Annotated in this window: 22 protein-coding genes; 17 read left to right on the forward strand and 5 right to left on the reverse strand. The window is 42.8% G+C overall.

The window, feature by feature from the left end; genetic code table 11:
- Positions 1-65 precede the first annotated feature (65 nt).
- The 4 genes from CLV57_RS02765 (at position 66) to CLV57_RS02780 (ending at position 4,993) form a co-directional block, all read left to right on the forward strand.
- The gene (locus CLV57_RS02765; protein WP_100339828.1) at positions 66-1,715 is read left to right on the forward strand and encodes a hypothetical protein; all 1,650 of its coding nucleotides are present in this window, start codon (positions 66-68) and stop codon (positions 1,713-1,715) included.
- A gap of 24 nt (positions 1,716-1,739) precedes the next feature.
- A complete protein-coding gene (locus tag CLV57_RS02770; RefSeq protein ID WP_100339829.1) occupies positions 1,740-2,663 on the forward strand; it encodes an RraA family protein in 924 nt (307 codons plus the stop codon).
- 113 nt (positions 2,664-2,776) lie between these two features.
- Positions 2,777-4,183: a sialate O-acetylesterase gene (locus CLV57_RS02775; RefSeq protein ID WP_100339830.1), complete on the forward strand. Its 1,407-nt coding sequence runs from the start codon at positions 2,777-2,779 to the stop codon at positions 4,181-4,183.
- 216 nt (positions 4,184-4,399) lie between these two features.
- The gene (locus tag CLV57_RS02780) at positions 4,400-4,993 is read left to right on the forward strand and encodes an HPP family protein (protein WP_100339831.1); all 594 of its coding nucleotides are present in this window, start codon (positions 4,400-4,402) and stop codon (positions 4,991-4,993) included.
- Between the two features lie 6 nt (positions 4,994-4,999).
- On the opposite strand, the gene CLV57_RS02785 is transcribed toward CLV57_RS02780, so the two are convergent.
- Positions 5,000-5,902 (reverse strand): helix-turn-helix domain-containing protein, encoded by a 903-nt coding sequence (locus tag CLV57_RS02785; protein ID WP_100341287.1) that lies wholly within the window; start codon positions 5,900-5,902, stop codon positions 5,000-5,002.
- Between the two features lie 103 nt (positions 5,903-6,005).
- On the reverse strand, positions 6,006-6,833 hold the full coding sequence (locus CLV57_RS02790) for an SDR family oxidoreductase (protein ID WP_100339832.1): 828 nt from the start codon (positions 6,831-6,833) through the stop codon (positions 6,006-6,008).
- 237 nt (positions 6,834-7,070) lie between these two features.
- Here CLV57_RS02790 and CLV57_RS02795 point away from each other — a divergent pair, with 237 nt between their 5' ends.
- Both CLV57_RS02795 and CLV57_RS02800 read left to right on the forward strand, forming a co-directional pair.
- Entirely contained in the window at positions 7,071-7,592 is a 522-nt protein-coding gene (locus CLV57_RS02795; RefSeq protein WP_100339833.1) for an ExbD/TolR family protein, read from the forward strand.
- A gap of 152 nt (positions 7,593-7,744) precedes the next feature.
- Entirely contained in the window at positions 7,745-8,197 is a 453-nt protein-coding gene (locus CLV57_RS02800) for a pyridoxamine 5'-phosphate oxidase family protein (protein WP_100339834.1), read from the forward strand.
- A gap of 4 nt (positions 8,198-8,201) precedes the next feature.
- On the opposite strand, the gene CLV57_RS18285 is transcribed toward CLV57_RS02800, so the two are convergent.
- A complete protein-coding gene (locus tag CLV57_RS18285; protein ID WP_157799050.1) occupies positions 8,202-8,375 on the reverse strand; it encodes a hypothetical protein in 174 nt (57 codons plus the stop codon).
- A 1-nt stretch (position 8,376) separates the two neighbouring features.
- Positions 8,377-9,096 carry an LOG family protein gene (locus CLV57_RS02805; RefSeq protein ID WP_100339835.1) on the reverse strand — a complete coding sequence of 240 codons (720 nt, stop codon included), beginning with the start codon at positions 9,094-9,096 and terminating at the stop codon, positions 8,377-8,379.
- A 191-nt stretch (positions 9,097-9,287) separates the two neighbouring features.
- Between CLV57_RS02805 and CLV57_RS02810 the strand changes: the two genes are divergently transcribed.
- From CLV57_RS02810 to hemN, 4 genes are read left to right on the forward strand one after another with little or no spacing between them, the layout of a single operon-like run.
- The gene (locus tag CLV57_RS02810; RefSeq protein WP_100339836.1) at positions 9,288-10,496 is read left to right on the forward strand and encodes a PAS domain-containing sensor histidine kinase; all 1,209 of its coding nucleotides are present in this window, start codon (positions 9,288-9,290) and stop codon (positions 10,494-10,496) included.
- Positions 10,474-11,523, forward strand: coding sequence for a response regulator (locus tag CLV57_RS02815; RefSeq protein WP_100339837.1), 1,050 nt, complete (start codon positions 10,474-10,476; stop codon positions 11,521-11,523). The genes CLV57_RS02810 and CLV57_RS02815 overlap by 23 nt, the downstream gene beginning before the upstream one ends.
- A 49-nt stretch (positions 11,524-11,572) precedes the next feature.
- On the forward strand, positions 11,573-12,628 hold the full coding sequence (locus CLV57_RS02820; protein WP_245856842.1) for a 2-hydroxyacid dehydrogenase: 1,056 nt from the start codon (positions 11,573-11,575) through the stop codon (positions 12,626-12,628).
- 11 nt (positions 12,629-12,639) lie between these two features.
- Positions 12,640-14,004 carry an oxygen-independent coproporphyrinogen III oxidase gene (gene hemN, locus CLV57_RS02825; RefSeq protein ID WP_100339839.1) on the forward strand — a complete coding sequence of 455 codons (1,365 nt, stop codon included), beginning with the start codon at positions 12,640-12,642 and terminating at the stop codon, positions 14,002-14,004.
- A gap of 175 nt (positions 14,005-14,179) precedes the next feature.
- Here hemN and CLV57_RS18530 read toward each other — a convergent pair whose 3' ends face one another.
- Positions 14,180-15,157: a L,D-transpeptidase family protein gene (locus CLV57_RS18530; RefSeq protein WP_211290018.1), complete on the reverse strand. Its 978-nt coding sequence runs from the start codon at positions 15,155-15,157 to the stop codon at positions 14,180-14,182.
- A gap of 251 nt (positions 15,158-15,408) precedes the next feature.
- Between CLV57_RS18530 and CLV57_RS02835 the strand changes: the two genes are divergently transcribed.
- The 7 genes from CLV57_RS02835 (at position 15,409) to CLV57_RS02865 (ending at position 20,178) form a co-directional block, all read left to right on the forward strand.
- Positions 15,409-15,987 (forward strand): outer membrane beta-barrel protein, encoded by a 579-nt coding sequence (locus CLV57_RS02835; RefSeq protein ID WP_100339840.1) that lies wholly within the window; start codon positions 15,409-15,411, stop codon positions 15,985-15,987.
- Positions 15,988-16,168: 181 nt separating this feature from the next.
- Positions 16,169-17,578 carry a sigma-54-dependent transcriptional regulator gene (locus tag CLV57_RS02840; RefSeq protein ID WP_100339841.1) on the forward strand — a complete coding sequence of 470 codons (1,410 nt, stop codon included), beginning with the start codon at positions 16,169-16,171 and terminating at the stop codon, positions 17,576-17,578.
- Complete coding sequence (locus tag CLV57_RS02845; RefSeq protein WP_100339842.1) at positions 17,579-17,776, forward strand: hypothetical protein; 198 nt, start codon at positions 17,579-17,581, stop codon at positions 17,774-17,776.
- Between the two features lie 71 nt (positions 17,777-17,847).
- The gene (locus tag CLV57_RS02850) at positions 17,848-18,894 is read left to right on the forward strand and encodes an AI-2E family transporter (RefSeq protein WP_100339843.1); all 1,047 of its coding nucleotides are present in this window, start codon (positions 17,848-17,850) and stop codon (positions 18,892-18,894) included.
- A gap of 158 nt (positions 18,895-19,052) precedes the next feature.
- Positions 19,053-19,319, forward strand: coding sequence for a YtxH domain-containing protein (locus CLV57_RS02855; protein ID WP_100339844.1), 267 nt, complete (start codon positions 19,053-19,055; stop codon positions 19,317-19,319).
- A 79-nt stretch (positions 19,320-19,398) separates the two neighbouring features.
- Positions 19,399-19,743, forward strand: a complete 345-nt coding sequence (locus tag CLV57_RS02860) for a phage holin family protein (RefSeq protein ID WP_157799051.1) — start codon at positions 19,399-19,401, stop codon at positions 19,741-19,743.
- Between the two features lie 3 nt (positions 19,744-19,746).
- Entirely contained in the window at positions 19,747-20,178 is a 432-nt protein-coding gene (locus CLV57_RS02865) for a hypothetical protein (protein WP_100339846.1), read from the forward strand.
- Positions 20,179-20,209: the final 31 nt, after the last annotated feature.

Here is a 20,209-nt window from a genome sequence, read left to right on the forward strand (position 1 = left end):
ATGTTGTTTATACCAATATACCGGCGACTAATCACCGGCTAAACCAATTAGAACAACAACCAATTATGAAGATTAAATTTTACGCTATCGCTGCTTTTGCGTTGTGTTTAAACGCTTTTACGGGCAGCGCGCAAGACATTCCGCCTTATACCTCCATGGTTTATCCGGGCATGGATGGCAAATTAGTTTATGCTGCCGATAGTTTAGGCAACAAAATACCCGATTTTTCAAATGCAGGTTACAAAGGTGGTGGTGTTGCCATTCCTTACGTGCCTAACAAAGTAACTGTTTGGCCGGTTGCCGGCGATTGCTCGGCCATTGTACAAGCTGCTATTGACAAAGTATCTGCCATGCCTTTAGATGCAAACGGCTTTCGTGGCGCGGTACTTTTAAAACAAGGCACTTATCCTTTAGATAAACCGCTGTACATAAAAGCATCAGGGGTGATATTGCGTGGCGAAGGCAGTACCGAAATTGGAACCATTTTATTCGGTAGAACTGTTAAACCGGCGGCACCTGCCGGGCGAGGCGGTGGTGCGGCGTTAATTAACCTTGCAGGCGATAAAGGCATTGCTGTTCAGGAAGCCACCAAGCAGAACGTTACGGACAATTACGTACCTGTTGGCGCACGTTCATTTAACGTGGCTTCTGCAAAGGGCTTTAAAGTTGGCGAAAAGATTTTAGTTAGACGTAATGGCAACCAAGAATGGATAAAAGAGATTGGTTTAGATAGTGCTACAGTTAAAAACAACAGATGGAGGCCATTTGTAATAACTTACGACCGTATCATTACTGCCATAAGCGGAAATACCCTAACCGTTGATGCACCGATATTTACCGCTATTGATACCAGGTGGGGCGGTGGTGATGTTGTAAAATATAACGACGAACGGATTGAGAATGTTGCTGTAGAAAATCTGCGCGGCATTTCTGAGTATGACCCTACTGTGCGTACCGCTCAATATTACAACATGGACAGGCCCGATAACAAACCTGCCGCTGCTTATAAAGGAGAAGAGTATTACTCTGATGAGAACCACTACAGAAACCTGATAACCATTTCTAACGCTAAAAACGTATGGGTACGTAGCATGTCTGCTTATCATTTTGTTAATAGCGTTGTGCAAACCAATGCAGGTACCAAGTGGGTAACTATTCAGGATGTAGAATCATGGGAGCCGGTATCTGTACGTCAGGGTGCCCGCAGGTTTATTTTCCATCTGCAAGGCCAGTTGGCTTTAGTACAGCGTTGTTTCTCACAAAAAGGCCGTCACTCATTTGTGTTGCAGCAGTCTGAAGCAAGTGGTAATGTATTTTTAGATTGTAAAGCAGTTAACCCATATTCAACCAGCGAGCCGCATAACCATTGGGCAAACGGTGTATTATATGACAACGTTAAAGCGCCTTTAACAGCCCGTTTCTGGGATTATATCATTGGTTGGGCAGGTGCTAATATAGTAATGTGGAACTGCGAGGGTGATTTCCTGATTCAAAATCCGCCAACTGCTAAAAACTATTCATTTGGCCATATCGGTACAGCGTCAGTTATATATAACGCGCCGCTGCAAGACCTTACCAAGCCACGTGGGTACATTGAATCATTAGATAAGCACGTTGCTCCAAAAAGTTTATATTTAACGCAGCTAAAAGAGCGTTTAGGTATAGAGGCTGTATCTAACATCATGTTAGATAAATCAGATAACTTTAAATTTTAACACAGGAAATACAATATTGAAAAGATGAAGGGAAAAGGATTAGCACTGTTACTTGGTTTATTTATTGCGGGTTTAAAACCGGCACTGTCGCAAACCATTTCAAAAGAGGAAATGATGTTTCTTACCTCTGAATGGAAAGGTGAACGTTTTCCTGACGGCCGTCCGAAATTGCCGGATGCATTGTTAGAACGCGCCAAGCACATTATGATAGATGATGCCTGGACGGTTTTGAAAAACGCGGGCTACCTGCATCAGTATGAAGGTAACTTTAAACGCAGCAGCGATATTACCATGACCGGTCGTGCGGTTACAGCCATGTATATGCCAAGCCGCCCTGATGTAGAGAAGAACATTAAGGACCGTGGCGCTAAGCAGGGCCGTAAAGGTAACACCAACTCATGGCCTATTGACGTATTGCAAAAAGGCGACTTATACGTTGCCGATGCCTTCGGCAAAATTAGCGGTGGCGGTATTATGGGCTCAACTTTGGCTAACTCCATCTTCGCTAAATCAGGCAATGGAGTGGTGTTTGACGGTGCCGCCCGCGATCTGCAGGAAATAAGCCGCATGGAGGGCTTCAGCGCTTTGGTGCGTGATTTTCACCCGTCATTTACTGAAGATATGGTGCTGATGGGCCTCAATACGCCTATTCGCATTGGTGATGTGATGGTATTACCCGGTGACCTTGTTCTGGTTCAGAAAGAGGGCGTGTTATTCATCCCGGCGCACATGGCAGAAGAGGTAGTAAGCACCGGCGAATTTGTGGTAAGGAAAGACCAGTTTGGTTTTGAAATGGTACGTACCGGCAAATACAGCACCGGCGAGATTGACAGCCAGTGGACAGACCCCATAAAAGATGACTTTGTTAAATGGCTAGAAAAACACCCTGAGCTGGGCAAAATGACCCGTGCCGAGGTGGATAAAATGATGGCTAAAAGAACCTGGTAACAGCGTTCTTAATAACAAAGATACATAGCGGCTGCGAGGAGTGTGATACTATATACACATGCTTGCAGCCGTTTTTAGTTTAAGATACTAAACCCAATAACCCTGATAACCAAATGAAGAAATATTACTTTTTAATGCCTTTGCTGGCGGTACTGCTGTGCGGCGCACAATCGTTTGCACTTGTGCGGGTGCCACCTATCATAAGCAGTGGTATGGTTTTGCAGCAAAATGCCAAGGCTACCCTTTGGGGCTGGGCCGATGCCAGCGAGCGTTTTACTGTAGTGTCGTCATGGAAAACTACTGCGGATGAAGTTACTGCTGCTCCGGGCGGTAAATGGAAGGTACAGATAGAAACGCCGCCTGCTGGTGGTCCTTATACCATCACCATAAAAGGCAGAGGCAACACTGTGGTGCTGGATAATATTCTGATTGGTGAGGTTTGGTTATGCTCCGGCCAATCTAACATGGAAATGAGCGGCACCAAGCAGATACGCGATATTTTGCCAACATCAGCCAATGACAAGATTCGCTTTTTTAATGTAGCCAAAGCAACATCAGAATACCCGCAGGAGTTTGCTGATGGTAAATGGATGGCCTGCAATGAGGAGTCATTGAGAAGGTTCAGCGCAGTAGCTTATTTCTTTGGAAGGGAGATTAATAAGGAACTCAATGTACCTGTTGGCCTCATCCAATCTGCCTGGAGCGGTACACCTATTGAGCTTTGGGAGCCGCAATCCATTATTGACAGCGACCCTGACATGGTGAAAGCATCAAAAACCATTAAGACGGTAACCTATCGTCCTGACAAGCCGGGCTTGATATACAATTCCATGATTGCGCCCATTATCAACTATACCATAGCCGGCACCTTATGGTACCAGGGCGAGGGTAATGTGCCGCGCGCTTATGCCTACGAGAAAATGCTGACCGGCATGATTGCCGACTGGCGCAAGAACAACGGTAACGAGTTCCCGTTCTATATTGTGCAGATAGCGCCGTTTTCTGGCTACGAGCAGCCTGTTGATGCAGCCCTGTTGATGGAGCAACAAACCCGCACGCTTAAATATCCCAAAACAGGTATGGTGGTAATTACCGATCTGGTTGATGATCTGAAAAGCCAGCACCCTGTTGATAAGCTAACTGTAGGGCAAAGGCTGGCCAAACTTGCCCTGGCCGATACGTACAAAAAGCCTATTCCTGTGGCCGAGTACCGCAATCCGCTGTACAACCACATGGAGATAAAAAAAGATAAGGTTAACCTGTATTTTGACTATGCACCTAACGGTTTCATGTTGAAGGGTGATGCTAAACAAGCCACCGAGTTTATGATAGCCGGCGCAGACCAGAAGTTTGTTCCGGCGGATGTGGTGAAGCTGGAGAAGCACAGTATAGTGGTATCAAGCAAGGCGGTGCCTGATCCGGTTGCGGTACGTTTCTCTTTCACTAATATTGCCATGTCCAACCTGTTCAATAAAGAAGGATTGCCGGTTAATCCGTTCAGAACGGATGATTGGAAATAAGGTTAGTTTTAGGCCGTTTACACTGCTACATCGGTTCACCGTCTCACTGAATAGGTGAGACGATGTGAACCGATTTTTTTCATAAAAATTTGATTGTCAATTATTTGTTGAAAATTAGTGAAACGAAAATGAGACGAGTGAAACGGCTCCGTTTCGATTTTACTTAAAACTGTAAGTCATCGCTTGCCGGAATTTAAACCTTACTTTTGCCGCGCTATGATGAAACGCTTACATCGCCACGTCAGAACGGCTCGCTACATTGTTTACAAAGAAACCTTAGTTGATTTTAGAGAACACTTCTGGACGTTTTTAGGCTCTTTTTTTGGTATTGGCTTAATAGGTATTGTTAGCAGCCAGCACGTTGAAGCCTCAGATAACCTTTTCCTAATCGGCTCCTTCGGGGCTTCGTCAGTATTAATTTACGGAGCCATTAACAGTCCGCTGGCGCAGCCGCGTAATTTGATAGGCGGGCATGTTTTATGTGCTTTGGTTGGTGTAACCATTTATAAGCTCATTCCCGGCCACCTTTGGCTTTCCTCGGCCTTATCGGTCTCAACCTCCATCGTATTAATGCAGATGACCAAAACACTGCATCCGCCGGGCGTCGCTACGGCTTTAATAGCCAACATAGGTTCAGAAAAGATACATGCTTTGGGTTATATTTATGTGCTGAACCCGGTGCTGGCGGGCGCTGCCATATTGTTGCTGGTAGCTATCATTTTCAACAACAGCACCAAACACCGGCATTATCCTAATAATAAAAACTGGTACAAAGTGTGGCGCAGATACAAACGCCGCCCGTTAGGGTAGTGAGGTTTACACCGCCACTGTTCTGAAAGCCCTCGGCGTTATTTGTGTACTCTTTTTGAAGAAGTTGATAAAATGCGGCGGCTCCTCAAAGCCTAAAGCGTAACCAATTTCGGCAATGTTCCAGTCGCTGTGTTTCAATAGAGCTTTTGCCTCCTGCACTACCCGTTCGGCAATAATTTGCGATGTAGTTTTACCCGTGGTGTCTTTCAGCGCGCGGTTAAGATGGTTAACATGTACCGATAGCTGGTCGGCAAACTCGGCGGCAGTTCTGAACTTCATTCGCTGGCGTATGGATTCAATAGGGAACTGCCGTTCCAACAACTCTAAAAATATAGATGATATACGGGTAGCTGCGTTAGGGTGCTCATACCGCAATAACGATGGCTGCAGTTTCTGAGCGATATGAATAAGCTCCATCACCAGCATGCGTATAGCATCGTACTTAAAGGCATAATCTGATTCTATCTCCTCCATCATTTTCAAAAAGATGTTTTTGATCCGATCGGTATCAGCGTTTGTTATCTGGAAGACGGGATTGGCGCCCGGTTTAAACACCGGATAATCTTTAATGTTGCCAAATTGGTTGAAAAAGGTCTCGGTAAAAATGCAAAAAAACCCGCTTTGGTCCTCGCTTAAATACTCCCAGTTATAAGGTATTTGCGGACTTGCAAAAAACAGGGCCTGCTTATCAATGTCAACAGACTTGTCGGCATAATGAACACGGTTTTTACCTACAATGAAACTTATCTTGTAAAAATCCTTGCGGCTGTATGGAATGGTTTGGCAGTATTTAGCCACAAAGTCTTCCAGCTTGAAAACATTAAAGTGGCCCATACCCTTGCCCAGGTTGTCGGGCACCCAGTTCAATTTATTCTGATAAAAATCTTCCAGTGTTTCCGTTTTGTTCATGTTTACTAAGTTATAAAAATCAAACACCATTTGTCAAGTGCTTAAACGCCTTTATCCCGGCAGTGTGCTGTCGGGACAAAAAGCAATTAGATAAATGAGCTAATTAAAATCCGGTTGAGGTAGCTAGGTCCCAGTTTGCGGCTATGTCTGCTTCAACGGCGCTTATTTTAGCTTTTGCCATGTCATTAGCATCTTGTCCTAAAAACAAATGCAGCGGTGGGTTTTCCTGTTTAGCCATCTCAATTAATACGGCAGCCGCTTTATCAGGATCGCCGGCCTGATTATTGTCGATCTGGTTTACGTGGGCAGCTTCTAATTCCCTTGCAGCGGTATAGTCGGCAATTGGGTTTTTAGGCAGGTTCAATGAGCCCTCTTTTAAAAAGTTAGTGCGGAAGTAGCCAGGATAAACTACGGTAGCACTAATGCCAAACTGCTTAGCTTCAGCAGCTAATGATTCAGTAAAGCCTGCCATGGCAAACTTAGTGGCGCAGTAAATGCCCCAGCCAGGGAAGTTACCGGCAAAGCCGCCAATAGAGGCAATGTTAAATATAGCGCCTGCGTTTTGAGCGCGTAAGTGCGGCATCACCGCACGAATAGTATTTAACGAGCCAAATACGTTAACATCAAAGTTAGCACGTGCTTCGGCATCGCTTAACTCCTCTAAAGTGCCTATTTGACCGTAACCGGCATTGTTTACTAATACATTAACACTGCCAAATTTTTGCAGGGTAGCTGCTACAGCATCGGCAATGCTTTGCTCATTTAACAGGTTAACCTGCAGGGGTAAAAAGTTTTCACTTTCCTTTTCAAGGTCGTTAATGTTTCTTGAAGTTGCTGCTACCTTATAGCCTTCGTTTAATAGTTTTTGTACTAATGAAAGGCCTAATCCTTTTGATGCTCCGGTTACTAACCATGTTTTTTGTGTGTTCATAGTGATTTGTATTTAATTGTGTGTTTTATTTAATGATTAACAACACAAAGGTATAGGGCCAATGCCTGCCGGCTGTTACGCAAAGCAAACCGAAAACTGCAAAAATCAAACAAGGTTAATTCTTCTAAAAAAATTAAATGCAATTTTGTTGCATTTAATAAATATAGTTCTTAGCTTTAATTAAAAGTTTAGTTAATCAAAATAATTAAAGCCTTAAACGGCAAAAAACCTAAAATTATGGCAGAGCTAAATACCTCCGACAACGGCAAAAAACGCGGCCACAACACCAGAAAACCATTACGTGTTGATCTAACCGCTATGGTAGATCTGGCTTTTTTGCTCATCACATTTTTTATTTTAACCACCACCCTTAAAGAGCCTAAGATGATGAACGTGGCTATGCCTGTGGATGCTGAGCCCGGTGGCGTTGCCGCCAGTAGAACGCTATCTGTAGTGTTAGGCAGGGGGGATAAAGCAGCCTGGTACATGGGCGAGATTGATAAGCCGGTTATATCGCCCTCGGTAATAGGGCTTGATAAAGGTAACCTGCGTAAAATATTGCTTGAACAAAGCGCGCGTATAAAACGCGAACAAAAAAAGGAAATGATAGTGTTGATAAAACCCAGCGACCAATCTGTTTATGATAACCTGGTACAGGTAATGGACGAGTTGAACATTACACAAAACAGCATACGTGCCGTTGTTGATATAAGTGCTGATGATGTTGCTATGTTGAAAAAAGATAAAATATATAACTAACCTTAAACCTTATTATATGGAGAGCGCAGCCCTGATCAAGGTCGCGCTTTTTGTTTATTAATGGCTCTGCATTGATAAGGCTTACTTTAATTGGTGATGCCCGTCAGATTTTGTGCTGAGAGGTCTGCTTAACTTTAAAAAAACGTACAGCTATGTTAGGCGAATTAAATGAACAACAGATAAATGACCTGCTGAGGAAACAGGTAACCGGCAGAATAGCCTGCCATGCCAAAGGCGTTACTTATATAGTGCCTGTAAACTATGTTTATGACGGCGAATACATATATAGCCATTCATCTGAGGGGAAAAAAATTGCAATGATGCGGCACAATCCTGAAGTGTGTTTTGAAGTGGATGAGATAGAAAGCATCTTTAGGTGGCAAAGCGTTATAGCCTGGGGCACCTTTGAGGAAGTGAAAAATATGGATGAGAAGCAACGCATTATGCAATCTATCATTCACCGCATTATGCCACTGTCAGTAAACCCAGACAACCATCCGTCGCATGGCATAACCGAGAACGACAGCGATGTAGGCACCAGTGTAGAACTGATAGTATACCGCATAGCCCTCAGCAAAAAGACCGGAAGATTTGAAAACAGCTAAGAATCTATAAAAAAGCCGACTTCCTGATCAAATGCCTGCTGCTTTTACACGAGTTGCAGGCATACCTTTTTAACGGCAGCCAAAATAAAAATGCTTTGGCCCATACGGCACGTTCTATCCAGGCGCTGTAGGGTTGGCCGCATTTGTTGCAGGTAGGTAAATTGTTATAACTATTCATGCTATTTGCGTTCAAATAAAAACATAAAGGGCTTGGCAGGTTGCTTAGGCCGGAGGTCAAACTTTTTAATGGCTTTTTCACGGATAAGGTTTACCGCTTCTTCTATATCATCAGTAACCAGAAACAGGCGATCGTCAAGCGGGTCAATGGTTTTTTCCGCCTTCATCCGCTCAATATGATCAACCAGTTCTTTATGATATTCTCTGCCGAATATGATCACCGGAAAATCCTTGATCTTATGGGTTTGTATAAGTGTTAAAGCCTCAAAATATTCATCAAGCGTACCATAGCCGCCGGGCATTGCCACAAAAGCGTACGAATACTTTACCAGCAAAACCTTCCGCACAAAAAAATGCTTCATGTTGATCCATTTGTCCAGGTAGGGGTTGGGCTTTTGCTCTTTTGGCAAAACAATATTACAGCCTACCGAGCGGCCGCCCACATCCTTAGCGCCGCGGTTAGCGGCTTCCATTAAACCAGGGCCTCCACCGGTTAATATGGTAAAACCCAGTCGGGCAATAGCGCCGGAAAGTTTGCGCGTTTGCTCATAGTAAGGATGGTCCTCTCCAAAGCGGGCAGAACCAAAAACCGTAACACATGGCCCAACAAAGTGCAGCGCCCTGAAACCACTTATAAACTGTTTCATGGTTTGGAGCGTGAATTTAAACTCTTTCCAACGCGAGTTTGGACCATCCAAAAAAACAATTTCTGCCTCTTTCATTGCTGATAAATCAATTAGTCAAAAGTGGTTAACCGGGCAACGCAAATACATGATGGCGGTCATTAAACGCTATGACAGCCGTCACCAAAAGAGATGAATATGACTGTCGTCATTTTTTGAAATAATTTCTGTCATTTCCAGTATGGGTTTATATTTACCAACTTTGTGATAACTATCACGTAAACCATTACATGGAAAGCGCCGCATTACTAAAAGCTATTATTGAAAACGCTATTGATGGTATAATTACTATTGATGACCGCGGTAGAATAGAATCTATCAACCCATCGGCATGCAAGCTTTTTCAATATGACCCTGAGGAAGTGATAGGTAGAAACGTTAACTGCCTGATGCCCCCGCCCGATAAGGAATTGCATGATGAATATATAGAACGCTACCAGCGTACAGGTAAAGCGCACATTATAGGTATTGGCAGGGAAGTAAAAGGCCTTAAAAAAGACGGCTCTGTTTTTCCGTTCAGGTTAGGGGTTAGTGAAGTACAATACTCCGGCCGTAAAATTTATACGGGCTTTATTCACGACCTTACAAGGGAGAAGGAAGCCGAGGAGAAACTCAAAGATCATGCATCCCGCCTGGAAGAACAGGTTGCCGAGCGCACACAATCACTGCGCAACACAGTGGCCGAACTTGAATTGGCCAAGGAAGAGGTGAGTCTTTCGTTAGAGAAAGAAAAAGAATTGGGACTCCTTAAAAGCCGGTTCGTTTCAATGGCTTCGCATGAGTTTCGCACGCCTTTAAGTTCTATTCAGCTATCGGCGGTATTGATAGAAAAATACGCCCAGCAGCAAGACCAAAGCAATGTACACAAGCATATAGGCAAAATAAAAAACTCAGTAGCTAACCTAACGTCTATCTTAAACGATTTCCTGTCGTTAGAACGATTGGAAGCCGGTAAGGTAGAACCTGTTTTTGTTCCGTTTGATGTAATGCAGTTTGCAGAGGAGATCACCGAAGAAATGCAACTCATTGCAAAGCAGAATCAAAATATAGTATATCAGCATACCGGAACAACAAGCATAGTAACGCTTGACCAAACCTTGTTGAGAAACTGTGTAATCAACCTGATAGGCAACGCTATTAAATACTCGGGCGAGAATACATTTATTGAGTTCAACTCAGAAATAACTGTTGACCATCTGATCATCGTTGTAAAAGACAACGGCATAGGCATCCCTGAAAGCGACCAGAAGCATCTATTCGAGGCGTTCTTTAGAGCACACAATACAGGCAACATCCCCGGTACCGGTCTGGGTTTAAATATTGTAACCCGCTACGCATCATTAATGCAGGGCAAAATAGAATTTAAAAGCAAGGTAAACCAGGGCACTTCATTTACCATTTCATTCCCGATAACGCATGAAAACCGTATTGATAATTGAGGATAATAACGACATTCGCGAAAGTACTGCAGAGATACTGGAACTGGCGGATTATAAAGTATTACAAGCCGATAATGGCAAAGCTGGTGTTGACCTGGCTACGCAGCACCTGCCCGATATTATTTTATGCGATATTATGATGCCCGAACTGGATGGTTACGGCGTATTGTATATGCTCAACAAAAACACCGAGACCGCCGCTATCCCGTTCATCTTCCTTACGGCCAAAGCTGAGCGTGTTGATTTCAGAAAAGGCATGGAAATGGGGGCTGATGATTACCTCACCAAGCCTTTTGATGATATAGAGCTGCTCAAAGCCATTGAAAGCCGACTGGCGCGCAAGCAACAGCATGAGGCATTTTATACAAAATCCCTCCAAAGTTTGGAAACACTGGCATCAGGATCGGGCAAAGGTATAGCCGAGCTTAAAAACCTGATAGCGGGGCGTAAAATAAAACAGATCCGCAAAAAGCAGATCTTGTATTATGAAGGCGACCAGCCGCAGGGCCTGTACCTGGTTTTAGATGGGGCTGTGCGCACCTACAAGATAGCAGAAGACGGCCGCGAGCTGATGATGAACTTGTACAAAACCGATGATTATTTGGGCGTACATGCCCTCCTGCTGGATGAGCCTTATACCGAAACCGCCGAAACCCTTGAAGACACCGCGGTTTGCATGCTGCCCAAAGATGCCGTTATTAACCTGATGAACCGCTACCCCGATGTGAGCGTACAGTTTATAAAGTTGCTGGCCAATAACATTAGGGAAAAGGAAGAGCAGCTATTGCAACTGGCTTATCATTCGGTGCGTAAAAGGCTGGCCCAAACCCTTGTAAAACTCAGCAACCAATTGCCTGATCCTACTCAGTTTAAAATACTGCGCGATGAGCTGGCTGCTATGGCCGGCATGGCTACCGAAACGGTTAGCAGAACGCTAAGTGATTTTAAGGACGAAAAACTGATAGAAAAAAAAGGCAGTCATATTCAGATACTTGACCTGAACCGCCTCATGAAAATGAAAAACTGATATTTATCACTTTTTCTGCTGATAACCCTCATGGTGCGGGCGTTGCCGCTTGAATAGTTTTGTAGAAAAAGCAAAACAGATGAAAGTGGTAGCCTACAGCATACAGGCGTTCGAGAAGGAGTTCCTTATAAAAGCGAACCAGAAGAAGCACGAAATAACGCTCATATCAAACGCGTTAACAGAGGAGACCGTGGGTTTTGCTGCCGGTAAAGATGCCGTGATAGTTTTTACCAATGATGATGTTTCCAAAAACATTATTGAAAAACTGGCCGGCTTCGGCGTAAGATTTATCACCACGCGCTCTGTTGGTACAGATCATATTGACAAACAGGCTGCAGCACAAAACGGCATAAAGGTAGCTAACGTTCCTGAGTACTCACCCCAGGCTATTGCCGAACATACGCTGGCATTGGCACTTTCACTTAACAGGCGTATAACTATTGCTGACAAGCACAGTCACGTTTTTAATTTTAAACAGGATAATTTGATTGGCTTCAACCTGAACGGAAAGACCGCAGGCATAATTGGCCTCGGTCATATAGGCGCGGTTACGGCAGATCTTTTTAAGGGTTTTGGATGCCGGATATTAGGCTATGATGTTGACCAAACAATTGCTACACAAACAGAACGAGTAAGCTTGGATGAGCTACTGATGCAGTCGGATGTTATTTCGCTCAACATACCCTTAAATGAGCAAACCCGACACTTAATCAACGATTCAACCATTGCTTTGATGAAGGATGGCGTTATGCTGATCAACATCGCGCGCGGCGCTATACTGAATACCGCGCATGTTTTAGACGCCCTCAACAATGGCAAGATTGGCTACCTCGGAATAGATGTTTATGAACACGAGCGCGGCCTTTTCTTTGAAGACCACGAGCAGGACAGCCATAAAGATGAGCTGTTGACCCAACTCCTCAACCATCCTAATGTATTGGTAACACCGCATCAGGGCTACCTTACCCGTGAGGCCCTACAGGAAATAGCCGCGCAAACCATCAAAAACCTCGACCTGTGGCAACAGCTAAAATGCGTTGGCAACGCTTGTGTTTGTGCCAAGAACTGTTCTGCTGCTACAAAAGACGTGGTCAACAAAAACTAATACCCTAAATTATGCGTACCCCAAACTTATTGGAAAAATATACCGTAGCCGCTCCGCGCTACACCAGCTATCCCACTGTACCCTACTGGGATAAAGGCGAGTTTGATAAACAAAACTGGAAAGATACCGTACATGCAACCTTTGAAAGCAGCAACCAGCGCGATGGCATCAGTGTATATATACACCTTCCGTTTTGTGAGAGCCTTTGTACCTACTGTGGCTGCAATACCCGCATCACCAAAAACCATAGCGTTGAGGAACCATATATTGATGCTGTATTGAAAGAGTGGGCATTGTACAGGGAACTATTTGGCGATAAGCCCATCATCAAAGAGATACATCTGGGTGGCGGTACCCCAACTTTCTTCAGCGCGGAGAATCTGGATAAGCTTATAAAAGGAGTGTTAAAAGACAGCAGCGTTCACCCGGAAGCTGAGTTTAGTTTTGAGGCGCACCCCGCTAATACCACACATGAACACCTGGCTACTTTGTTTAATTTAGGGTTCAGACGGTTAAGTTTGGGCATACAGGATTTTGATCCGCGGGTACAGTTTATTATCAATCGCATACAAACATTTGAGCAGGTTAAACAGGTTACCGATGATGCCCGCGCAATTGGCTATACGTCTGTTAATTTCGACTTGATATACGGCCTGCCATTACAGCAATTAGATGGCCTTGCCGAAACCATACAAAAAGTTGGCGAGCTAATGCCCGACCGTATTGCCTTTTACAGCTATGCCCACGTTCCATGGATAAAACCCGGCCAGCGGCGCTTTACTGAGAAAGACCTGCCCGATGCTACGGCCAAAGCCGAGCTTTATAAGTTGGGCCGCGATATGTTTGTTGAAATGGGCTACATGGAGGTTGGCATGGATCACTTTGCTTTAGCTACCGACAGCCTTTTTGTTGCCGATAAACAAGGGACCATGCACCGCAATTTTATGGGATACACCCACCAGTACACCCAATTGTTAGTTGGTTTAGGTGTATCATCCATAAGCGATTCGTGGACAGGCTACGCCCAAAATGTTAAAACAGTTGAGGAGTACCTAACCTTGTTGCAGCATAATGAATTGCCGGTTTTCAAAGGCCATTTTCTTACACGCGAGGACCTCATCATCCGCAGGCATATGCTCAACATTATGTGCAAAGGCCAAACCGATTGGAACTTTTTGGAAGAGCCCTTTGCCGATTTTTATAACAGCCTCGACCGATTGGGAGAACTATCTGATGACGGCCTGGTAGTGTTTGACTCAACCCAATTAACCGTTACATCCATTGGCAAACAATACCTGCGTAACATTTGCATGGCTATTGATGCCCGCTTATGGGCCGATAAACCCACCACGCAACTGTTTAGCATGGCGGGCTAACGGTTCCTTTGGGAAAACGATAACTACTGTTGATTTTTTCATGTGTTTGTTGGTTAAGTTAAACATGCTCAAAAATCGTGTTGTACATAAACGTTTTATAATAACTTCTGCAGGCGTTTCGGTTTGCCTGGCAAAACAAACGCCAAAGATATTCGGCAATTAAAACAGCACTTTACTACTTACGTATCTCAATCGGAATAGTGCGATGGTAATACTTCATCAATGTATCAATATGCGCATTTGATAAAGCAATGCAGCCGTTGGTCCAATCTTTTAACTTGGCTCGGGCCGCACTGGTTCCATGTATCATAACATCTCCACCAGGCTTAACACCTTGTTTACTGCTGCGCGCAATGTCATCTGCATTAGGGTAAGAGATATGAAACCCTAAATGATAGGACGCATACGAGTTAACATTATAATCTAAGTAATAAATACCCTCCGGCGTACGCCCATCTCCTTCTTTTAGTTTATGCCCTACAGGAGCTTTACCTAATTGAATAGGGAAATCAAATAAGCGTTTGCCGTTTCTTTCTATATATAATCTGCGTTTGGCTTTTTCAACAACAATTCTGTCGGCCCGGCTTAACCAGTTAACTATCATGTTATTAATGCTTATGCTGTCTTTATTTAAATATTGCAGTGTCGGGCCGGAAAGCTCGATTATTGATCTTCTACCGCTATCCATTTGTACCAAATACTTACCTGTTAATAGAATAGGCATGTATTGGTAATATCTTAAGGGTATGTTGTTATGATAAATTGTAATGTTAGTATCCAATTGACTAAAAGACATCATTGATGGTTTAAAAAGTAAGTCGGCTATACGTTTTCGTATTGATGCAGAATCCATTTTTAAATGCCCTAATTGCCTGTCAGTCAGTTTTATCAACTCCTTGACATCCTCCCCAGCATCGCGATTATTAATATCAAGTTTGGTGATAATGGTATACTTACCTGTTTTTAGATGTTTAATATACTGGTAATAACGGAGAGGCTTGCCTTCAAACCAAACAATTTGATTTGTGTCAATTGCTAAAGGGTATGTTTTAAAATAAGATACTGTAGGATTAGTACCCACGATGCCCGGTCTTTCTGCAAAAAAACGTAAGAAGGCGAGAGAAACAAGTAATATCAAAAAAGCAGATTTCATAATGATAGGCTTAAAAAGCTAAAATGCAAAAAAAGTTTCACTATAACTATAATTTTAGTAATAAAAAATCAGCGTACAAAACAACAACTTTTACACAAAGCTGACTAAAATTCTCAATCGGTCAAAAATTAAAATGCTGTCAATCAATCGATTGATTAAACGTGACTTTTCCATGAGAAATCATATATCATTTGTTGCTTTAATTTGCTCCGTGTTTTAAAAACGCACAACAATTTTAATATATCACAACTATGAAAAGTACATTAAAAATTTCAGCTTTAGTATTGGCTTTTGCCGGTTTAACTTATACCGCTAAAGCACAAACCGCCCCTACATCTACTACTACATCAAATGGTATTCGTTTAAGCGTTGGTGTTGAAACAGGCATCCCAACAGGTAAATTAAATGATTCGCACGGTTGGAACTTAGGAGGTTCGGTACAAGCGGACATCCCGGTTGCAGAGCAATTATTTGTTACTGTAAACGCAGGTTACAACAATCTTTTTGGTAAAGATGTTGCCGGTGTATCAATACCTAACATTCAGTTATTGCCTGTTAAAGGTGGTTTGAAATTCTTCCCGGTAAGTAACTTCTATATTCAGGGTGAAGCCGGTGCCGGATTTGCTTTAAACAAAAAGGATGTTGGTTTTGACAAATCAGCAGCGTTTATCTGGGCTCCGCAAGTTGGTGTTCAGTTCCCTGTAGGTAACAAAAGCTATTTAGACGCAGGTATCCGTTACGAGGCCAGCACTAAATTTAACACTGCGTTTAATGACAGCAAAGTTAATTTCTTAGGCTTGCGTTTAGCTTACGCGTTTGATACCAAGTAACTAAAACTAAACATCTACCGTAAAAAGGGGAATGCTCAAAAGCGTTCCCCTTTTTTAGTTTAAACATTTTAGCTCTAAAAGGCGTTAATTGTCAAGTTTTTGCTTGTAAAAAACTGTGATAATTGCGTTTTTTGCGTAATTTAACACCTTAGTACATCTGCCTACTTTAACCAAAGCCGATATGAAAAAAATACTCATCATAGATGATGAAGTTAATGTTGCATTATTGCTTTCAAAGTTTCTAACCCGTAACGGTTTTGATGTAAGTACAGCATCAAACGGTAACAGTGGCATGGAGATCATGAAAAATGAGGAATTTGACCTCGTTTTGTGTGATTTCAGGTTAGAGGATACAGATGGAAGAGAGATGCTGAAAAAGATAAAAACGCAGTATCCTAAAACGGGCGTTATTATTATAACCGGCTACTCAGATATTAAAATGGCTGTTGAGCTGATAAAGATGGGGGCGTATGATTACATTACAAAACCACTTTATCCGGACGAGATATTGAATACCATTACTAAAGCTATTGAAACCCGCCATGCTTTAGTTGAAACCGAAGAGCGCGCGCCTGTTGCTACAAAAGTTAACAAAAAGCAAAACCTTTCAGGCTTTGTGGTAGGCACAAGTAAGGCATCAAAAGAGCTTTACCGGCAGATAGAATTGGTAGCGCCTACCAACTACAGCGTTATCATTTTAGGCGAGAGCGGTACCGGTAAAGAAGAGGTTGCCAAAAGTATACACCTGCATAGTAACAGACATAATCAGCCTTTTATTGCCATGGACTGTGGTTCGTTAACAAAGGAACTGGCAGCCAGCGAATTCTTTGGGCACGAAAAAGGTTCATTTACAGGAGCCTTCGCTACAAAAATTGGTCATTTTGAAATGGCTAATGGTGGTACCTTGTTTTTAGATGAGGTTGGCAACCTGTCTTATGAGATCCAGGCTGCTTTGTTAAGAACCGTGCAGGAACGTAAAGTGAAAAGAATAGGCAGTACAAAGGAGATCGATCTGGATGTACGCATTATAGTGGCTACAAATGAAAATCTGACAGAAGGTATTCAGAAAGGCCGCTTTCGCGAAGACCTTTATCACCGTTTTAACGAGTTTGGTATTTATATGCCGCCTTTACGCGAGCGCGGAAATGATATTATTTTATTGGCCGAACACTTTTTAGAAGAAGCAAATAAAGAACTGGGCAGAAATGTAACTACGTTTTCGGCTGATGCGGTTGAGTGCTTTATGAATTACCGTTGGCCGGGTAACGTACGCGAGTTGAAAAACATAGTACGCCGTGCCGCTTTAATTAGCGAAGGCCCTGAAATAACCACTAAATCGTTACCGTTGGAGATTTCAAACTACCGCATGCCTGTGGTCGACTTCGGGCAGTTGCAAAGTAACGCTGAGCCACAAACTGCCGCGGTTAAAGAGCCGCGCCACGACCTGAAAAATGCCGCGCTTGAAGCGGAGTACGAAACCATACTGAAAGTACTGCGTGAGGTTAACTTCAATAAAACCAAGGCTGCAGAAATTTTGCAAATAGACAGAAAAACGCTTTACAATAAAATGAAAGCAATTAATTTAAAGTAAATGGAAAAGCAACCCATTGATGTTGATGCTTTGCGTTTACTTAAACATGATATAAAAAATCAGCTTTCAAATATTCACCTGGCTTTAGACTCGCTCAAGTATGACCTTGGTGAAACAACAGGCGATGTGAAGTTCTGTATAGATGCTATTGCTGCCAGCGCTGCAAAAATTGATTCCCTGTTAAAAGATATTGTTTAGCAGGGCGTAAATTATAAGTAAGCTCTAAAAACTTTTAGGCGCATCTTTGTTTTGCTTATATAATTTGCTGCATGTCAATCTTTAACTACAAACAACGCAACCTTATAATTCTGGTAAGCATAATTATATTGGGTTGCTTTATATTATACGCGTTAAGTGGTTTGTTCAGCGCCATATTGGGCGCTATTGTTCTCTTCACTATTTTCCGTCCAATATACTTGTACCTGGTTGAAAAAAAAGGCTGGAACAAGCCCTTCACTGCAGTGTTGATCATCGTATTTTCGTTTGTTGTGATAGTGTTGCCATTTTTGGCGCTCAGCCTTATGGTAATAGGTAAAATATCAGAACTCAACACTAAAAACTTTCCGATACAGGAGTGGCTGGTAAAAATTGATGAGTTTGCCGGCAAAACTATAGGAAAACCACACTTTGCCGAAGAGTCCGTTCAAAAATTAGGTACGTTGGCAACAGATCTTTTTCCATCGATTATTGGTAGTGTAGTTAATATTTTCCTACTGCTATTGGTGTGCTACTTTTTAATGTACTTTATGTTTGTGCAGATAAAGCAGTTTGAAGCGGGTTTATTAAAGTACGCGCCTTTTCGTGAACAGTACGCTTTAAAGTTTGCGCAGGAGCTACGCAATTCTACTTATTCAAATGTATTAGGGCAAGGGCTCATAGCTGTAGTACAGGGCGGTTTACTGGCTAACGGCTTTTGGATATTTGGTATACCCGACCCCATTTTTTGGGGAGTGATAGGTGCTTTTATATCTTTCTTGCCGGTAGTAGGCGCGCCAACACTAACCATACCTGCAGCCGTTATTTTGTATGCACAAGGGCATCCGGTAAAGGGTGTTATACTGCTGCTTTATGGTGTATTGTTTATAGGCAATATTGACAACGTTCTGCGCATGATCATCAATAAGCGCGTATCAAACACTCACCCTATTATTACTGTGATAGGTGTATTTATAGGCTTGCCATTGTTTGGAATATTGGGTTTGGTTTTTGGTCCGCTGTTGTTTTCTTACTTCTTGCTGCTGGTAGAAATATATGAAACTAACCGCATGGCTGCCGACAGACTGGAGCGCATACAGTCAACACAAGATGAGGTGTGACCTGACACATGGACAGTTTACTGAACAGCTGAATAAAGTTAGTTTGACGGAAAGCGCTTTTTTTAACTAAATTCAAAGAAAAATAACTCACCAGCCATATTTTGGCAAGGTATTTAGTCGTTATAAAACAGAATTGTTCAACTTAAATAACCAATCTTATGAAAGATAACACAAAAGTAGTTGTTGCGTTGCTCGCCGGTTTAGCGGCAGGAGCTGCCCTTGGAATATTATTTGCACCAAGCAAAGGAGATGAAACCCGCGATAAGCTGGCAGAATCATTGAAAAACCTTGGCGATTCTATCAAAGAAACTGCCGCCGCCGAGATTGATAACCTGGTAGGTTTTAAAGATAAAATAGTTGAAAATTTGAAAAGCAAAGTTCAGGGCGCTGAAGAAGAATATCAGGACGACCTGGAACACGCGTAAGCAATTGAGGTTTAATAAAGCCCATTAGGCTCAAAACAACGTCCGGATGATGATGAATCGTCCGGCTAATACTATACCTATGGAAAACCAAAAGGATACGCAATCCCAATCAATTGTTGATCAAATTAAAGAATATATAGAGCTACAGATCAAAATTGCCAAGTATAAGGCAATTGACGGTAGCTCGGGTGTAATAGCATCAGTAATAGTTGGCGCAACGCTGGGCATTTTGGCGTTGTTCCTTATACTGTTTGCCAGCTTTACTTTAGGCTTTTATCTATCAGAAGTGCTTGAGTCTTTTTGGGCAGGATTTGGTTGCGTTGCAGGTTTGTATCTTTTATTAGTACTTATCATCTCGCTTAGCAGTAAGGCAATTAAAAATTCGATTGCCGATAAAATGATCACCAAAATATTTAACGAATAAGGTATGAATACGCTAATAAGAAACCGCAGCGATCTGCGTGCCGAAATATTCAGACTGCAACAGGACAGGTTGGAGAAACAAATACAGCTAAAGCAGCACTTTAGCAGTCCTACAGCCATCATGTCTACCGTTGCAGGTTTGCTTGGCGGTGGTTCGTCTGATAAAGATGAACACGGAAAACCCAAACAGGATTTTGTTGGTTTTCTGTCGAGGTTTATCATACCATTGGTGTTAAACAAAACCCTGTTTAAAGGTTCAGGTTTTATCATGAAGGCATTGGTTGGTTTAGCATCGCAAAAAGCGTCAAACTATGTATCAAGCGACTCTATAAGCAACATTTGGGATAAAGCGAAAGGCTTGGTTGGTGGTCTGCTGAGTAAGAAATCGCCTAAACCGGCTTCTGTATCTTATAAAAAGATCAGCAAAACCGAGTAGTGATTTTATAACATAACAAAAAAGCGATGGT

This window comes from Mucilaginibacter auburnensis, assembly GCF_002797815.1.
GTDB classification, from domain to species: Bacteria; Bacteroidota; Bacteroidia; order Sphingobacteriales; family Sphingobacteriaceae; genus Mucilaginibacter; species Mucilaginibacter auburnensis.

Excerpts from the sequence above, each read along its gene's own strand:
- CLV57_RS02790 (WP_100339832.1), bottom strand. The coding sequence starts at position 6,833 with ATGAACACACAAAAAACATGGTTAGTAACCGGAGCATCAAAAGGATTA.
- CLV57_RS02785 (WP_100341287.1), bottom strand. The coding sequence starts at position 5,902 with ATGAACAAAACGGAAACACTGGAAGATTTTTATCAGAATAAATTGAAC.
- CLV57_RS18530 (WP_211290018.1), bottom strand. The coding sequence starts at position 15,157 with ATGAAATCTGCTTTTTTGATATTACTTGTTTCTCTCGCCTTCTTACGT.
- CLV57_RS02800 (WP_100339834.1), top strand. The coding sequence starts at position 7,745 with ATGTTAGGCGAATTAAATGAACAACAGATAAATGACCTGCTGAGGAAA.
- CLV57_RS02775 (WP_100339830.1), top strand. The coding sequence starts at position 2,777 with ATGAAGAAATATTACTTTTTAATGCCTTTGCTGGCGGTACTGCTGTGC.
- CLV57_RS02865 (WP_100339846.1), top strand. The coding sequence starts at position 19,747 with ATGAATACGCTAATAAGAAACCGCAGCGATCTGCGTGCCGAAATATTC.
- CLV57_RS02850 (WP_100339843.1), top strand. The coding sequence starts at position 17,848 with ATGTCAATCTTTAACTACAAACAACGCAACCTTATAATTCTGGTAAGC.
- CLV57_RS02855 (WP_100339844.1), top strand. The coding sequence starts at position 19,053 with ATGAAAGATAACACAAAAGTAGTTGTTGCGTTGCTCGCCGGTTTAGCG.
- CLV57_RS02835 (WP_100339840.1), top strand. The coding sequence starts at position 15,409 with ATGAAAAGTACATTAAAAATTTCAGCTTTAGTATTGGCTTTTGCCGGT.
- CLV57_RS18285 (WP_157799050.1), bottom strand. The coding sequence starts at position 8,375 with ATGAATAGTTATAACAATTTACCTACCTGCAACAAATGCGGCCAACCC.
- CLV57_RS02795 (WP_100339833.1), top strand. The coding sequence starts at position 7,071 with ATGGCAGAGCTAAATACCTCCGACAACGGCAAAAAACGCGGCCACAAC.
- CLV57_RS02860 (WP_157799051.1), top strand. The coding sequence starts at position 19,399 with ATGGAAAACCAAAAGGATACGCAATCCCAATCAATTGTTGATCAAATT.
- CLV57_RS02780 (WP_100339831.1), top strand. The coding sequence starts at position 4,400 with ATGATGAAACGCTTACATCGCCACGTCAGAACGGCTCGCTACATTGTT.
- CLV57_RS02840 (WP_100339841.1), top strand. The coding sequence starts at position 16,169 with ATGAAAAAAATACTCATCATAGATGATGAAGTTAATGTTGCATTATTG.
- CLV57_RS02845 (WP_100339842.1), top strand. The coding sequence starts at position 17,579 with ATGGAAAAGCAACCCATTGATGTTGATGCTTTGCGTTTACTTAAACAT.
- CLV57_RS02810 (WP_100339836.1), top strand. The coding sequence starts at position 9,288 with ATGGAAAGCGCCGCATTACTAAAAGCTATTATTGAAAACGCTATTGAT.
- hemN (WP_100339839.1), top strand. The coding sequence starts at position 12,640 with ATGCGTACCCCAAACTTATTGGAAAAATATACCGTAGCCGCTCCGCGC.
- CLV57_RS02770 (WP_100339829.1), top strand. The coding sequence starts at position 1,740 with ATGAAGGGAAAAGGATTAGCACTGTTACTTGGTTTATTTATTGCGGGT.
- CLV57_RS02815 (WP_100339837.1), top strand. The coding sequence starts at position 10,474 with ATGAAAACCGTATTGATAATTGAGGATAATAACGACATTCGCGAAAGT.
- CLV57_RS02765 (WP_100339828.1), top strand. The coding sequence starts at position 66 with ATGAAGATTAAATTTTACGCTATCGCTGCTTTTGCGTTGTGTTTAAAC.
- CLV57_RS02805 (WP_100339835.1), bottom strand. The coding sequence starts at position 9,096 with ATGAAAGAGGCAGAAATTGTTTTTTTGGATGGTCCAAACTCGCGTTGG.